The 15662-nt window shown below is 63.9% G+C and carries 12 protein-coding genes; 9 read left to right on the top strand and 3 right to left on the bottom strand.

Annotated features, from left to right (window positions below; translation table 11 throughout):
* The first annotated feature begins 7 nt into the window (after positions 1-7).
* The 6 genes from AB8717_RS06415 to AB8717_RS06390 are packed head-to-tail and all read left to right on the top strand — an operon-like array spanning position 8 to position 7170.
* Entirely contained in the window at positions 8-2437 is a 2430-nt protein-coding gene (locus AB8717_RS06415) for a VirB4 family type IV secretion/conjugal transfer ATPase (protein ID WP_443750206.1), read from the top strand.
* On the top strand, positions 2438-3685 hold the full coding sequence (locus tag AB8717_RS06410) for a type IV secretion system protein (RefSeq protein ID WP_443750205.1): 1248 nt from the start codon (positions 2438-2440) through the stop codon (positions 3683-3685).
* On the top strand, positions 3682-4590 hold the full coding sequence (locus AB8717_RS06405; protein WP_443750204.1) for a TrbG/VirB9 family P-type conjugative transfer protein: 909 nt from the start codon (positions 3682-3684) through the stop codon (positions 4588-4590). The genes AB8717_RS06410 and AB8717_RS06405 overlap by 4 nt, the downstream gene beginning before the upstream one ends.
* On the top strand, positions 4590-5678 hold the full coding sequence (gene virB10 / locus AB8717_RS06400) for a type IV secretion system protein VirB10 (RefSeq protein ID WP_443750203.1): 1089 nt from the start codon (positions 4590-4592) through the stop codon (positions 5676-5678). The genes AB8717_RS06405 and virB10 overlap by 1 nt, the downstream gene beginning before the upstream one ends.
* Positions 5679-5680: 2 nt before the next feature.
* A complete protein-coding gene (gene virB11, locus AB8717_RS06395; RefSeq protein ID WP_443750202.1) occupies positions 5681-6682 on the top strand; it encodes a P-type DNA transfer ATPase VirB11 in 1002 nt (333 codons plus the stop codon).
* Between the two features lie 8 nt (positions 6683-6690).
* Positions 6691-7170 carry a MarR family winged helix-turn-helix transcriptional regulator gene (locus AB8717_RS06390; protein WP_443750201.1) on the top strand — a complete coding sequence of 160 codons (480 nt, stop codon included), beginning with the start codon at positions 6691-6693 and terminating at the stop codon, positions 7168-7170.
* 3 nt (positions 7171-7173) lie between these two features.
* Here AB8717_RS06390 and AB8717_RS06385 read toward each other — a convergent pair whose 3' ends face one another.
* From AB8717_RS06385 to AB8717_RS06375, 3 genes are all read right to left on the bottom strand, one after another.
* Positions 7174-8514, bottom strand: a complete 1341-nt coding sequence (locus AB8717_RS06385) for a chloride channel protein (RefSeq protein WP_443750200.1) — start codon at positions 8512-8514, stop codon at positions 7174-7176.
* Between the two features lie 104 nt (positions 8515-8618).
* Entirely contained in the window at positions 8619-9452 is an 834-nt protein-coding gene (locus AB8717_RS06380) for a lysostaphin resistance A-like protein (protein WP_443750199.1), read from the bottom strand.
* A complete protein-coding gene (locus tag AB8717_RS06375; protein WP_443750198.1) occupies positions 9449-11011 on the bottom strand; it encodes a phospholipid carrier-dependent glycosyltransferase in 1563 nt (520 codons plus the stop codon). The genes AB8717_RS06380 and AB8717_RS06375 overlap by 4 nt, the downstream gene beginning before the upstream one ends.
* Positions 11012-11745: 734 nt before the next feature.
* Here AB8717_RS06375 and AB8717_RS06370 point away from each other — a divergent pair.
* The 3 genes from AB8717_RS06370 to AB8717_RS06360 all read left to right on the top strand — a co-directional run bounded on the left by AB8717_RS06370 (position 11746) and on the right by AB8717_RS06360 (position 15628).
* Positions 11746-13551, top strand: coding sequence for a long-chain-acyl-CoA synthetase (locus AB8717_RS06370; protein WP_443750197.1), 1806 nt, complete (start codon positions 11746-11748; stop codon positions 13549-13551).
* Positions 13552-13881: 330 nt separating this feature from the next.
* A complete protein-coding gene (locus tag AB8717_RS06365; RefSeq protein ID WP_443750196.1) occupies positions 13882-14889 on the top strand; it encodes a hypothetical protein in 1008 nt (335 codons plus the stop codon).
* A 208-nt stretch (positions 14890-15097) separates the two neighbouring features.
* On the top strand, positions 15098-15628 hold the full coding sequence (locus AB8717_RS06360) for a hypothetical protein (RefSeq protein WP_443750195.1): 531 nt from the start codon (positions 15098-15100) through the stop codon (positions 15626-15628).
* Positions 15629-15662 lie beyond the last annotated feature (34 nt).

Below are 15662 nucleotides of genomic sequence, written 5' to 3'. Positions count from 1 at the left end.
GCGTATCATGGCCGACAACAGCAAGGGCAATGGCGGGTTCGCAAGCTGGTTCAAGACCGAAGCGCGCGTAGGCGACCGCCTGCCCTACGACCATTTTCTCGACGACCGCACCATCGTGCTGCGCGACGGCAGCCTGATGCAGTCGATCTATCTCGAGGGCTTCGCCTTCGAGACCGCCGACACCGAAGAGGTCAACCACCGCCAGATCGTCCGGGCAGCCGCATTGCGCGCCATCGGGTCGTCGCGCTTCGTCCTTTATCACCACATCATCCGCCGCAGGGTCAGCGTCGGGCTGGAATCGTCGTTCGAAGATCCCGTCTGTTCCTTAATTCAGGAAAAATGGCAACAACGCCTGTCGTCGCGCCAGCTCTTCGTCAACGACCTCTTCATCACCGTCGTCCGCCGCAACCCCAAGGGCAAGGTGGGTTTCGCCGAGAAGATCGCCGACATTTTCGGCAAGGGGCTGGGCGACAATGCCGCGGCCGCCACCGAAGCCCGCGACCACAAGGAATTGCAAGCCGCGACCGAAGCCCTGACGGCGGCGCTCCAGGCCTACGGCCCGCGCGTGCTCGGCGGCTACGACACGCAGAACGGCCGCTGTTCCGAAATTCTGGAACTGTTGTCGGCCCTGTATAACGGCGAGATGCGCCCCGTCCTGCGCACCCACGACGATATCGGCAACTACCTGCCCTATCGCCGCGCCAGCTTCGGCCTCGAGGCCATGGAGCAGTCCAACGTCAACGACGGCAAGGACTACGGCGCCATCCTCAGCCTCAAGGACTATCCGCCCAACGCCACGCCGGGCATGTGCGACGCCCTGCTGCGCCTGCCGTTCGAAATGACGCTGACCGAAAGCTTCGGCTTCGTCGACCGCCAGATCGGGCTTGAGCGCATCAACCTGGCGCTCCGCCGCATGCGCGCCGCCGACGAAGAGGCGCTGTCCTTACGCGCCGGCCTGATGGCCGCCAAGGACGACCTGGCCACCGGCGCCATGGGTCTGGGCGAACACCATATGAGCCTTCTGGTCCGCACCAAGTCGCTGGACAGCCTCGATCCGGCCGCCGCCCAGTGCCTGGCGGCCCTGGCCGACCTCGGCGCCGTGGCGGTGCGCGAGGACGTCAACCTGGAACCGGCCTTCTGGGCGCAGTTCCCGGGCAATGAAGGCTATATCGCCCGCAAGGCGCTGATCTCGACCTCCGCGTACGCCAGCTTTGCCTCACTGCACGGTTTCCCGATCGGCCAGCCCGAAGGCAACCACTGGGGCCAGGCGGTGACGGTCTTCGAGACCAGCTCGGCCACGCCCTACTATTTCAACTTCCACAAGGCCGACCTCGGCAACTTCACCGTCATCGGGCCGTCGGGTTCGGGCAAGACGGTGGTGCTGAACTTCCTGGCCGCGCAGGCGCAGAAGTTCAAGCCGCGCACAATCCTGTTCGACAAGGACCGCGGCGCCGAAATCTTCATCCGCGCCATCGGCGGCCATTACGACACCCTGCGCCCGGGCGAGCCCACGGGCTTCAACCCGCTGCAACTGGCCGACACCGCGTCGAACCGCGCCTTCCTGCGCACCCTGATCGCGCAGTTGCTGACGCGTCCCGACCTGCCGCTCAATTCCGAGGAAGAAGCCATCGTCTCGGAGGCGGTTGACGCCAATTTCGAGCAGGAACCGCAGTATCGCCGCCTGCGCTACTTCCGCGAACTTTTGGGCGGCGTCCGCCGTCCTACGCACGGCGACCTGGCCGCGCGCCTGACGCCCTGGGTGGGCACGGGTGAGCACGCCTGGCTGTTCGACAACGAGTTCGACGCGCTCGACATGAATGCGCGCACGCTCGGCTTCGACATGACGCAGCTGCTGAACGACCCGATTCTGCGTACGCCGTGCATGATGTACCTGTTCCAGCGCGTCGAGGAGCGGCTGGACGGCACGCCCACCATCATCATCATCGACGAGGGCTGGAAGGCGCTCGACGACGAAATCTTCGCCGCCGCCATCCGCAACTGGATGAAGACGCTGCGCAAGCGCAACGCCATCCTCGGCTTCGGCACGCAGTCGGCGCGCGACGCGCTCGATTCCCGCATCTCGACCGCCATCATCGAGCAGTCGGCGACGCAGATCTTCATGCCCAATCCCCGCGCCCAGGCCGAGGACTATTGCGACGGCTTCGGCCTGACCCTGCACGAACTCGACCTGATCCGCGCCTTGCCGGCCTCGTCGCGTGCCTTCCTGGTCAAGCACGGCAACCACTCCGTCGTCGCGCGCCTCGACCTGGCGGCCATGCCGGAAATCCTGACCGTGCTGTCGGGCCGCGAATCGACGGTGCGCCAGCTCGACGACCTGCGCGCGCGCCTCGGCGACGAGCCGGAAAACTGGTGGCAGCCCCTGCTGGGCGAACCGTGGCCGGAAGCGGCGACGCGCCGCAAGCGCAAGGGGACGTAGATGCAGTACTGCCCCCAGATCACCCTTGTCGGCGAAACCAGCGTCTCGGGCTCGCTCCAGGCCATGGACTGCCACATCACGCAGGCGGTGCAGACGGGCTATGACCGCCTGTTCGGGCCCGGGGGCGCCTTCGGCCATGCCCTCCAGGCGGCGCTGATCATCTATGTCGCGCTGATCGCCTACGGCTTCATGACCGGCCGCACGCAGCTGACCATCACCATGATGTCGCCGCGCATCGTCACCATGGCGCTGGTCCTGACCTTCGTCACCGCGTGGCCGGCCTATCACGCCATCTTCTACGGCCTGCTGATGAACGGCCCGGACGAAGTCGCCGCGGCGTTGCTGGGCGAACGCGGCAGCGCCGTCATGCACTTCGCGCAGGGGCTGGACGGCCTGTTCGTCAAGTTCGCCGACATCGCCATGCAGCTCGACGGCAATACGGCCGGCCAGGCCGCGACCGCCAAGGCCGACGCCGCCTCCAGCATGCTGGGGCCCAAGCCCATGCCGGTGACCCTGTTCTGGCTGTCGGGCCTGTTCATGCTGGTCTCGACGCTCGGCGCGCTCATCCTGACGCGCATGGTGCTGTACCTGCTGCTGATCATCGGACCTCTGTTCATCGTGCTAGGTCTCTTTCCGCAGACGCGCGGCCTGTTCAACGGCTGGATCCGCACCAGCCTGATCTTCTCGCTGGCCCCCATGCTGATCGTGCTGGGCGGCACGGCGGCCTTGATGCTGTTCATTCCGCTGATCGAGTCGATCGGCAACGATCCCCAGGCCGCCGTCAAGGCGGTCCAGCCCATGGTCATCCTGTTCATGGGCTCGCTGATCTACTGCGCCTTCCTGTTCACCTTGATGTGGGTCGCCGCCTCCCTGGTGCGCGACTGGCAGGCGGCGCTTCGCGACAAGCCGGGAAGCGGCCGCGGCAGCAGCGCCCCGGCGCCGGCGCCCCCTGTCTACCAGACGCCCGCGCCGGCCCTGGCCGCCCTGTCGGGGTCTGCCCGCAGCTCTGACGCGTTCCAGCGCACCGAGCCGCTGGTCACCGCCGTTTCGCGCGATGCGGGCCAAGGCGCCGCGACGCCCGCCGCCCGCGCCGAAACGCTGGGCCTTTACGATCCGGAATCGCGCGGCGGCCAGGGCTCGGCCGACCGCTTCAGCCGCGTGCAGGGCCTGGGCCAGCGCTTCCGCTCCCGCCCCACCTCTCCGCTTCCGTCCCAACCGGCTGCTAAACCGGCGGAACCCACGACATGATGAAACGCGTCCTTCCCCTTCTTTTGCTGTTGCCAGGTGTTGCGCTCGCGCAAGCCCAGGATCCGGGCCAGACCCGGACCGTGCCGACACAACAGCCCGGCCAGAACCTCCAGGCCCGCCCGGTACGCGAGTCGACAAAGCCGCCGCAGGCGACCCCGTATTCCGAACGCACGCCGATCAATATGCCGATCGAAGACCTCGATTCGCGCCTGCGCATCGTCGACTTCAACGCCGGCGAAATCTATCGCCTGGCCGGCTGTATGGGCTTCCAGACGACCGTCACGCTTGCCTCGAACGAGCATGTCGACACGGTGTCGATCGGCGACAGCTCGGCCTGGCAGGTCACCGCCAACAAGCGCGGCGACCTGATGTTCCTCAAGCCGACCTCGGCCAAGGCCTTTACCAATCTGACGGTCATCACCGACAAGCGCACCTACAATTTCGAGCTGCGCAACGCCCCGGAAGCCGACTGCAACAAGGGCCGCGTCGCCTACGAACTGCGCTTCCACTATCCGCCGGAAACGCCGGTCGGGACGCCCGTCACGGCGGGTCCCAAGGCGCCGGTCGATCCCAACGCCTTCCTGCCGCCGGTGGAAAAGCGCAACAGCGCCTATTCCTATACCGGCGCCACCGATCTGGTGCCCCTGCGCGTGTTCAACGACACCCAGTCGACCTATTTCCGCTGGGCGGCCGACGTGCCGACCCCGGCCGTCTACGCGCTCAACGCCGACAACAGCGAAAGCATCGTCAACTATTCGGCGCGCGGCGACTACCTGGTCGTCGAACAGGTCGCCCGCGCCTATGTCCTGCGCCGTGGCAATCTGCGTGCGATCCTTTACAATGACGCCTACAAGGTCGAGGGCCTCGACGCGCAGTCGCCCAAGCCGCGCAAGGGAGCGAAGTAATGGCAGCCCCCCGCAACACCCTGCCGTCCGGCAACGATCCGCGCCTCAAGATGACGCCGGACGATCTCGAGGCCGCCTCGGAACGCGCCCTGCCCAAGGTGGCGCGCGGCGGTTCGGGCATGGATACGACCATGATCGTCGGCACGATCTGTATTCTCGGCCTCGGCGCCCTGGTCTTCGTCGTGCTCGACAAGCAGCCGCCGCGTCAGTTGCCGCCCCCGCCGCCCGTCCAGGCCGCGCCGCCCGTGCAACAACAGCCCTCGACCCTGCCGCCGATCAATCCGTCGCTCAACACGCCGATCGAGCAGCCCCAGACGCCGCTGGTCCAGCCCATGCCGGCCCAGCCGCAGGCCCAGGCGCCCCAGCAGGATCCGAACGCCATGCGCGCTCCGGCCCTGGTCATCGACAACAGCTCGGCGCCCTCGCCCCAGCAGCCGGCGGCCCAGGCCGCCGCGGGCGGCGGCGCCGCCACGCTCAGCGCCAACGACCAGTTCGCCGCCCGCGTCAGCGGCGACGTGACGCAAAAGGCCCAGAAGATCGGCGACCCCTCCAAGGTCGTGCCCCAGGGCTCGGTCATTCCCGCCGTGCTGGAGACCGCCATCAATTCCGACCTGCCGGGCTATACCCGCGCGGTCGTCTCGCGCGACATCCGCAGCTTCGACGGCACGACCGTGCTCATTCCGCGCGGCTCGCGCCTGGTCGGCCAGTACAAGAGCGGCCTGGCCAGCGGCGAGACCCGCGCCTTCATCATCTGGACCCGCCTCCTGCGCCCCGACGGCCTGTCGGTGCAGCTGGCGTCGCCGGGCATCGACGATATCGGCCAGGCCGGCATGTCGGGCAGCGTCGACACCCACTTCGCCAAGCGGTTCGGCGCGGCCATGCTGCTGTCGGTCGTCAACGGCCTGGCGGGCAGCCTGAAGAGCAGCAGCTCAAGCACCATCGTCATCGGCACCTCGGCCGACGCCCAGAACGTGGCGACCGAGGCACTGTCGAACGACGTCAAGATTCCGCCGACCATCAAGGTCGGGGCCGGCGCGCCCATCCAGGTCTTCGCCGCCCGCGACCTCGACTTCGCCCTGGGGCAATAGAGGTGTCGTCCGAAGCCGCCGACCTGATCAATCCTCCGCCCGGCGGCGTCGTGGCGCTCGACGGCGTCTACCTGCGCACCTATCTCAAGCCCTTCCTGCCGTGGCTGGAAAAGGACGAGGTCACCGAAATCCTGGTCAACCGTCCGGGCGAGGTCTGGGTCGAGGTGTCGGGCGAGCCCGCCATGCGCCGGCTGGAAATGCCCGAGGTCGACGACACCCTGCTGTCGCGCCTGGCCGCCCAGATCGCCCGTATGGCCCACCAGGGCATCAACCGCGAAAATCCCCTGCTGGCGGCGTCCCTGCCGTCGGGCGAGCGCGTGCAACTGGTCGGGCCGCCGGCGGCGAAGCACTGGGCCATGGCCATCCGCCGCCACCGCATGGTCGACCTGGCGCTCGACGACTACGACCGCGGCCCGATCAAGACCGTGTCCGGCGGCGACGGCAGCGACGCCCTGGCGCGCGCCCGGGCCGAGCCGATCAAGTTCCTGCGCGAGGCCGTGAAGGCGAGAAAGACCATCCTCATTTCGGGCGGCACCTCGTCGGGCAAGACGACCTTTCTCAACGCCATGCTCAAGACGATCCCGGCCAATGAGCGCATCATCCTGGTCGAGGACACGCCGGAAATCGCCGACGACCACGCCAATTCCCTGCGCCTGGTCGCGGTGAAGGGCGAGCTGGGCGAAGCGCGCGTCACCATCAACGACCTGCTTCAGGCATCCTTGCGCCTGCGTCCCGACCGCATCATCGTCGGCGAAATCCGCGGCGAGGAAGCGACCACCTTCCTGCGCGCCATCAATACCGGCCACCCGGGGTCCTTCACCACGGTCCACGCCAATACGCCCAAGGGCGCGCTGGAACAGATCGCGCTGATGGTCATGCAGTCGGGCACGCAGCTGACGCGGCTGGAGACGCTGGAATACGCCAAGTCGCTGATCGACGTGGTGGTTCAGCTGTCGCGCTTCGGCGGCGAACGGATCATCTCGGACATCGACCTGCCGCGATAGAGGCCCCAATGGACGCCGTTGCCTCCCGCCCGCAAAGGGTCCTAGACAATCTGAGGCGCGTCGTGCAGGCCGTGCGTCAGTCCTCGGCCCAGATCGGCGGACCGGACGGCGTGACCTCGGCCCAGCTTCTGATCCTGAAACTGATCGACGCCCACGCCGGCATTTCCGTCGGCGACCTGGCGGCCCGCACCCTGACGCATCAAAGCTCGGTGTCGGAAGTGGTCGGGCGACTAGAAACGCGCGGCCTTATCGTCCGGGTCCGCGCGGCGGACGACGGCCGCCGCCGTGAAATCCAGCTGACGGGCGCGGGCCGGCAGGCCCTCAGCCAGCCCGTCGAAACCATCCAGGAAACCTTGATCAAGGCCATGGCGGCGCTACCGCCGGAGACCCTGGCCGCGCTCGACACCGGCCTTGCGGCGCTGATCGCCGAGGCCGGCATCGCCATCGATCCCGTGCCCATGTTCCTGGAAGACGGGCTGAACCCATAAAGCCTATGCGGCGTCGGTCTTCGCCTCGATGCGGTTGTCGCGCTCCTGCTTGACGAAGGTCTGCGACAGGCTGTGATACAGCGGCCGGGCGCAGACCAGGCGCGACATGCTGTAGGCCAGGACGCTGGTGGCGATCAGCGGAATGACCATGTCGTGGCTGTTGGTCATCTCCATCACGATGACGAAGGCGGTCAGCGGCGACTGCACCACGCCCGAGAAGTAGCCGACCATACCGAGCAGCGCCATGGTCGCCAGGGGCGCCACCGGCAGCAGCCAGTGCAGCTCCGCGCCGATCCCCGCGCCGGTCGCCAGGGACGGCGCGAAGATGCCGCCGGGCACGCCGCTGACGGTCGAGAGCAAGGTGCCGACCAGCTTGAGCACGCCGAATTCATGAAACGGAGACTCGACACCCTGGAGCAGCAGGCGGGCGCGGCCATAGCCCGTGCCGAAGATGTCGCGGCCCGCGACGACGCCGAGCACGGCCAGCAACAGGCCGCAGATGGCGGCGAACACCACGGGGTGGCGGCCGATCCAGCCGCCGAACGCCTTGCCCATGTGCTTGAGGCCGTAGATCAGGCCCCGGCTGTAGGCCCCGCCCAACAGCCCTCCGCCGATGCCACAGACGATGACGGCGTAGAGGTCCGGGATGGGCATCAGCACCGCCGTCGAATGGCCGAAATAGGTATAGTCGCCAAGCAGGCCCAGCGACGCCACCCCGGCCAGCATCACGGCCAGGATCACGGTGCCGGAGGTGCGCTGCTCGAACGAACGGCCCAGTTCCTCGATGGCGAAGACGATACCGGCCAGGGGCGTATTGAACGCTGCCGCGACGCCCGCCGCACCGCCCGCCAGCAGGAGAGCGGATTCGTTGCCGGCTACGCCGCCGATCCGCCCGGTCAGCCGCATGATGATGGCGCCGATCTGCACCGTCGGGCCTTCGCGGCCGATCGAGGCGCCGGTCAGCAGGCCGAACAGCAGCAATCCCGCCTTCCCGATCAGGATACGCAGCGATACCAGCCGGTCGAGCGCACGCGGATGGTGGCGCACGATCTCGGCGGCAGCGATGACCTGAGGGATGCCGCTGCCCTGCGAGCCGGGAAACCAGCGCCGGGCGGCATAGGCCGAAAGGGCGAAGCCTGCCGGTGTTACGATCAGCGGCATCCACCAGGCCAGCTTCAGGCCTTCATCGAACAGCAGCTGGGCGCCGTCCGCCAGCTTTGCCAGCACGACCGCGGCCAGCCCGACCAGCAGCCCTCCGCTCCAGAAGGCCAGTTGCGAGCGCCAGTGACGCAGGCTGAACCACCGTGACACGACCGGCCGCAAACGCCGGAAATCCTTGATCATCGAAATCCCGTCGGCCCGCCGAATTAAATGGGGCCCCATGGATATCGATGTGTCACACCGGCCGCCGCCCTGCCAGTCAAATTTTACAGCGCGATGTAACGCTTTCAGCGTTTACGGGTGAAAACCAGCAGCACGACGCCCAGAGCCACGCACTCGAACGCCACATCGACCCACAGCAGGTCCGGCGTATGCTGCGTCCACAGGGCCGGCGTGCCCTTGAAGATATCGCTGGTCGACACGATCACGACGGCGGCGAAGACGTTGTTGACCAGGTGGATGCCGTAGGTCGCCGCAAGGCCGCCGGTACGGATGGCGACATAGGCGCTGACCATGCCGAACACGGTCGCGGCAAAAGCCTGCGGGATGCCGTTCGGGATGTGAAAGGCGCCGAACAGGAGCCCGCTCAGGACCGAGGCGATGACCGGGTTCTTGACCCAGTGCAGGAAGGCCTGGGTCATGTAGCCGCGGAAGATGAATTCCTCGGCAAAGGTCTGGACACCAAGCCCCGCCAACGCCGCCAGCACAATGGGCGCGCTCAGGCTGGACGCCGTCCACTGAAACCCGCCGGGACGCAGCGCGACATCAAGCCCGGTGCCTATGCCCAGAAGCACCAGCCAGACGATCCCGCCCAGCGCGAACAGCGGCCAGCGCCAGTCACCGATGATGTCGCGCGGCGACTTCTTATGGAAGATGGCGATGGCGGCGGCAAAGCCCGCCAGGACCGCGCCGAAGGTCATGCCGGTGCCGGTATAGAAGGACAGCGGATGGTCCGGCGACTGCATCTGCGTGGCGAAGTCCTTCGACACGACGTGCGTCAGGGCCAGCGGCACGATGACCAGCACGACCAGCAGGATTGCAAAGATAAAGGCCACGACCCACGTAGCGAGATATCGCCAGAAGAAGGTCTTTCCGCGCGCTGCGAGATCGAGATAGCTCATTTCTTCTTCACCGGTTGGCAGATCAGCGCCGGGAACGGCGCATTGCGCAGCTCGCACTCGTCGCGGCTGAGATAGTAGTGATAGGTCAGCGGCGAGTAGAACAGGAAGCCGCCGGCGATGGCCAGGCTGATGGCGCACAGGATCGAGAAGCGGTGTTTCGCCACGATGGCATAGCGCCGGCTGACGATGCGGAAGACCAGGGCCACGATCATGTAGCTGAGCGCCAGGCCGATGAAGTAGTGGTAGATATACATGACGCGCTGGGTGCCGAGATAGATGTGCAGCCACCAGAAGATCATGAACATGGCGAACATGACCTCAAGCCGCCCCATGTCGCGGTGGTCGAGATCCGTATCCTTCCACGACCGCCGCCGCAGGATCAGCACGGCCGCGCCGATCAGGCCCAGGATGCTCAGGCCCCAGTTGACCGGGTTGCCGACCATCTGGGTATAGGCGGTCTTCTTGCCGTCGAAGTCCCAGCGGTAGTTGATCGGCTTGGACATCAGCGGCCATTCGATGGGCTGCGAGCCGTTCTTCTCGGCCTTCACCTCGAAATCGAAGTCATGCTTCATGTACTGGTAGTAGCCGCTGGACGCATCCCACAAGACGCCCACCGACAGCGGCGCCTTGCCGTTCATCCAGTCCTGGTAGCGCGTCGTCATATAGTGCAGGTCGCGCTTGCCGGCCTCGGTATTGGGATCGGGCGCCCTGGGGTTCAGCACCGTGTGCAGGCAGAAGACCGCCGCGACCGTCGCCGCGAAGGCGCCGGCGATGGCCGTGCCGCGCACCAGGCTGCGGACAAGCGCTGTGCGATTGCGCTCCATCCACAGGTCGCGCAGCAGGCTGAAGCCGCCGAGCGCCAGCATGACCAGCGAATTGACCTTGACCATGAAGCTGAGCCCGCACAGCAGGCCGAACGCAGCATAGGTTAGGATCGGGCGCTTCGGCTCGCGCGCGAAGGTATAGAGCCAGACCAGGACCGAACCGAGCGTAAACGTCATCTGGTACGGGTCGAGGTGCGCCGCGCGGAAGTGGACGATAAAGGCGTTTTCGAACACGAAGAGCAGCGAAAAGACGAAGGCTTCGAACGCTTCGTCGATCAGCCTGAGCACGATCAGGTAGAAGAGCACGCAGCTGACCACCGAAAACACCCCGGCCAGCAGGCGGATGCCGGTGAAGTCGTAGCCGTTCACCAGGGTGCGGGAATCGATCTTCTTGACCTCGGCCAGCGGGTGCGTGTTCAGCCCCTTGTTGCCGCCGACGATCTTTGTGCCCAAATCCATGAACATGAAGCCGAGCGGCGGGTGCGAGGCGTACTGCGCCGTGTGCTCGATATAGCGCTCGGTCGAGGTCAGGTAATAGGACTCGTCCCAGAAGGCATGGTTCGGATTGTTCAGGTCGCGCAGGAAGTTGAAGCAGGCCAGGGCCAGGATCAGCGCACCCAGTACCCAGCGCAGGGTCTTGTCGTCGGCGTTCCACAGCCGGTCGATGAAGGCCGCAATCGCGTGCATGGCCCCCGATGGGGCCTTTTCGGCGTTCGGCGTGTTCTGCGTCGGCATGCGTCCCCGCGGAATCTGTTAACGGCAGGTCTTATGCCCTATTCAATTCTCCGTGCCTATAGGATTGATACCTACTGACCAGCGGTTTCCGAGGGATGACACGCCACCAACACACGCGATGTTTTGCGTACTGGTAAAGATTTTTCGGCCCGCCCCATTTATGGGGAGGGGGGACCGCCGAAGGCGGTGGGCGGGGCTCTTTCTGTCAGTGCAGTGAAGCGCATTGTGTTCGACGGAACAAGGGCGAGGTATTGAAACTGGTTAGTACGCGACGAAAGTAAGAAAGAAGCCCCGCCCACCACGCTTCGCGCGGTCCCCCCTCCCCGCAAGCAGCAGGGCTATCGCATATGGCATTCCCGGGTGACGCATTGCTTTTTCCTTCTCCCCTTGAATAGGGGAGAAGGTGGCCCGAAGGGTCGGATGAGGGGTAAATCCGGCATCTTCCGCGCGCGTATCTGCTGACGGTTCACCCCTCACCCTACCCTCTCCCCTTAAACGGGGAGAGGAAGAATAAAAAACGAACCCGGCAAATTCCATATGCGATAGCCCTGCCGCAAGCAGGGAGGGGCGAAGCGAAGTCTGTGACTTCGCCCAAATTTTTATATGCCCCGCCTTCCCTCACCGTAGCGTCAAGCAAAGCCTTTAAAAAACACGATTCACGACATATTGAGGCTTTGTGTGGTGATGATTCCACTATAGGATTCGACACAACGATCAGGGGAGCCGACAGCCGCATGGGTTTCATCGCCAAGATCAAGCGCGACACCGTCTTCATGAAGCGCCTGCTGCGCATTCTGGGACGAATCCGCAGCGTCGATCCCAATGCCGAAACGCTGGTGTGCGACGACTTCGAAAAGGTCGCCGACCAGTATCCCACCAATACCGCGCTGATCTTCGAGGGCCGCACCCTCACCTACCAGCAGCTTGAAACCATGGCCAACCGCTATGCCCACTGGGGGCGTCAACGCGGTTTGAAGGCCGGCGACACGGTCGCCCTGTTCATGCCCAACCGCATGGAATATCTCGGCATCTGGCTGGGCCTGAACAAGATCGGCGTCGTCACCGCCCTGATCAACAATTCGCTGACCGGCGCGGGCCTGGCGCACTGCATCAACATCTCGATGGCCTCGCTGACGCTCGTCGACATGACAACCATGCCGTGTTTCCTCGATATCGAGAGCCAGGTCGAGCGTTTCCAGGCCCTGTGGGTGCTGGACCTGCCGCGCGAACAGGAAACCGACAAGCGCCGCAGCCTCGACGCCGCCATCAAGGGCGCATCGAGCGTGCGCCCCGACCGCCTGCCGCGCTCCAGCCTCAAGGCGCACGATGTCGCCCTCTACATCTATACCTCGGGCACCACCGGCCTGCCCAAGGCGGCCAAGATTTCCAACGCCCGCGCCCAGCTTTACATGAAGGCGTTCGCAGGCCTTACCGACATGAAGCCGGGCGACCGCCTCTACTGCGTGCTGCCGCTCTACCACGCCACGGCCGGCCTGTGCGCGGTCGGCGCCGCCCTGATGAACGGCGCCACCTTCGTGCTCAAGCGCAAGTTCTCGGCCAGCCAGTTCTGGCCCGACGTGCGCAGCCAGAACATCACGCACATCGTCTATATCGGCGAGCTGTGCCGTTACCTGGTCAATTCGCCGCCGGCCGCCAATCCCGACGACGAACGCAAGCACAAGCTCAAGATGGCCTTCGGCAACGGCATGCGCCCCGAAGTCTGGGACAATTTCAAGAAGCGCTTCAACGTGCCGGAAATCCTGGAATTCTATGGTTCGACCGAAGGCAATGTGTCGCTGTTCAATCTCGACGGTCATTCCGGCGCGATCGCGCGGGTGCCCAGGATACTGCGCAACAAGTTCAATGTCCGCCTGGTGCGCTTCGACGTCGAAAGCGAGATGCCGGACCGCGGCATGAACGGCCTGTGCGTCGAATGCAAGCCGGGTGAAATCGGCGAGGCGATCGGCCATATCGCCGCCGACGCGCGCCACGCCTATTCCGGCTATGCCGACAAGGCGGCCTCGCAGAAGAAGGTGCTGACCGACGTCTTCAGGAAGGGCGACCAGTGGTTCCGCACCGGCGACCTGATGCGCCAGGACAAGGAAGGCTATCTCTATTTCGTCGACCGTATCGGCGACACCTTCCGCTGGAAGGGCGAGAACGTCTCGACCTCCGAAGTCGCCGAATACGCGGCCTCCGCCCCGGGCGTCGAAGAAGCCATCATCTACGGCGTGCCTGTGCCCAATGCCGACGGCAAGGCGGGCATGGCGGCGATCATCGCGCGTGACGATTTCGACCTGGCGGCGTTCAAGTCGCACATGGACGACCACCTGCCCGTCTATGCCCGCCCGCGTTTCGTCCGCCTGCTGCAGCATGTCGAGACGACGGGGACTTTCAAGTACAAGAAGATGGACCTGATCAAGGAAGGCTTCGATCCGTCGAAGACCGAGGATCCATTGTTCATTCTGTGCGACGACGTCTTCCAGCCGGTAACGCACGACATGCTGGCCAAGATCGAAAGCGGCGAGATCAGGTTGTAGGGCGGGCCCGTTCGGTTGGCGATCAACTTGACCGCGCAGTCGGATGCATTCTGCTGCGTTGTGCCGTTACGGCGTGTTTCGCTTTTGCCCATTTGCAGACATCGCCGTTCGACCGAGGTGGCCCACGGCGGAACCGCCCCACCAGAAATGACTCTGACCCATTTATACCTGTCGCACTTTGTTGAAAGATTTGGCGACTGAGCAACTCTAAGGCTCGTGTGGTTTGGAAAGACAAATCCCGACTTGCCCACAAAGCACTGCACTCACGGTACCGTTGTGCTATGTCGCGTAGCACAACTGAGGTAGGAAATGATAAGGGGGGCGAAAATAGTGCGAAAGCTGGTTTTTTCCGTTGCCGCGTCCCTTGCGGTAACTTTCTACGTGTTCCCGACGGCGGGGCACACCAAACCGGCAGTCCCAACAACAGGACGACCGGCGCCCGCGGTAACCGGCGCTTCAGCTTCGGCCTTGTCGCCTACATACGACTTCGATAAGGTTTGCGGCAAAGGTATTAAACCGGCTGATGTCGCGGCAGTCTGTGCGCAATTAGCATCGAATAAGACAAACTATCTTTCTGTAATTGTAAGTTCGTCTGCGCTGGCGGTGTCGATGGCGGCAGCCTGGCTCCTCCTGGTGCAAATATCGCAATCTGGTCGTCAGGAACGCCAACGCCTCCATCGGAGGCATCTGGCAGTTCGGGCTGCTATGCCGCTCTTGCTTTCTGACATCATAGATTACACGGATGCTCAAGTAGAAGGATTGCGCCTCATTTTTGCTGATCTAGAGCAAGACTTAGAGGATCGGAGAGGTCGCGTTTTTGCTGCCCCGCCTCTGGATGCAAATATCGTACAGCGCCTCCAAGACGCGATCGAAGCGTCGCCACGCGCCGACATTCAAGAACGTTTGGCTGACGTATTGTCAACGATGCAGTTGGTCAATAGCCGGCTCAACGGTTTGGCCCTGGCTTCTTGGGAACACGATGGCCAGCTATCCAGGGAAAACCTGATAGAAAACATGATCGATGTGGCTTCTCTCCGTGCCTTAACCAGCACGCTGTATCGATATGTGCGGCGGGAAACGGAGACGCTGGATAGTTATACCTACGACACCCTAATGGACGAGGTCCGCGGCATTTATTTCTTTGACCGAAGCGGACGCGACGATGACATTGATGGCCCAAACTTTCCAATCATTTTAGAACGCATAGAAGGTTGGCGCCGCGCGAACCTGGACCCATACATTTTTCGGCTGAATCCTCAGCGTCAGCGCCCGAGCATACTCCGCCGTTGGTTTTCATCTGCCTCGGTCTGGGCGGCAGAGATGGCATCAAGAGACTGAGCCGGTTGTTGCCGCCCTAGAGCTGGTTGCTACAATGTAACGGCTCGCATCGAGCGTATGGAGATATTTCCATGAAGAAGATTTTCGCCGCCGCCTTGGGCTTGCTCGCGCCGTGCCGTCCATGGCCGAGACGTGAAACCTTTAAATTGGTGCCCGCTTGCTCGATGGCGGCCGCCTTCAGAGTGTAGGTGATAAGACGGAGACTTACGTGCACAACTCAATTAAATTTATGATGGAAAGATTGGGCGTGCCCGAACCTTACGTCAGCATGATGGCTATGCCATTTTCCATTGGTACTTTCGTGCAAAAGTGGAGCCAGTTGGAGTACACCGCTATTGCGATGATCGTAGCCCAGACTGGGAGCAATTTCGAAGATGAACGGTTTAGGTTCTTGAAGCAGCAAGCCGCCGATAGATCGAAAGCTCTAGTCAGCGCCGCCAGACGGACGCATCCCTCGGAAGCAGTCATCATCGGTGAGAAGTTCGATAAGCTTTACCCAGTTCGGAATACTATCATCCATGGTTTCTGGCAGGGAATAAATGACGTTGGGACATCCGGCCTGGTTAGGACCGAGACTAAGCAGAACACGCCCTATATCGTCGAATTGAGTATTGTCGACATGGAGCAATACGTCGCTGCGGTCGAGGATCTTTCGTCCGACATATACACAATTACGCTTCAAGCACGCGGGCACGATACCGCTTCTCGCACGGACCGCTTTCAACGCTTTACCTGGTAACAGAAAAACGCGCGCCAAACCGATGGATCGGCAC

It is taken from the genome of Asticcacaulis solisilvae, assembly GCF_052327315.1.
Taxonomy (GTDB): Bacteria; Pseudomonadota; Alphaproteobacteria; order Caulobacterales; family Caulobacteraceae; genus Asticcacaulis; species Asticcacaulis solisilvae_B.
This window is presented reverse-complemented; position numbering and strand designations above follow the sequence as displayed.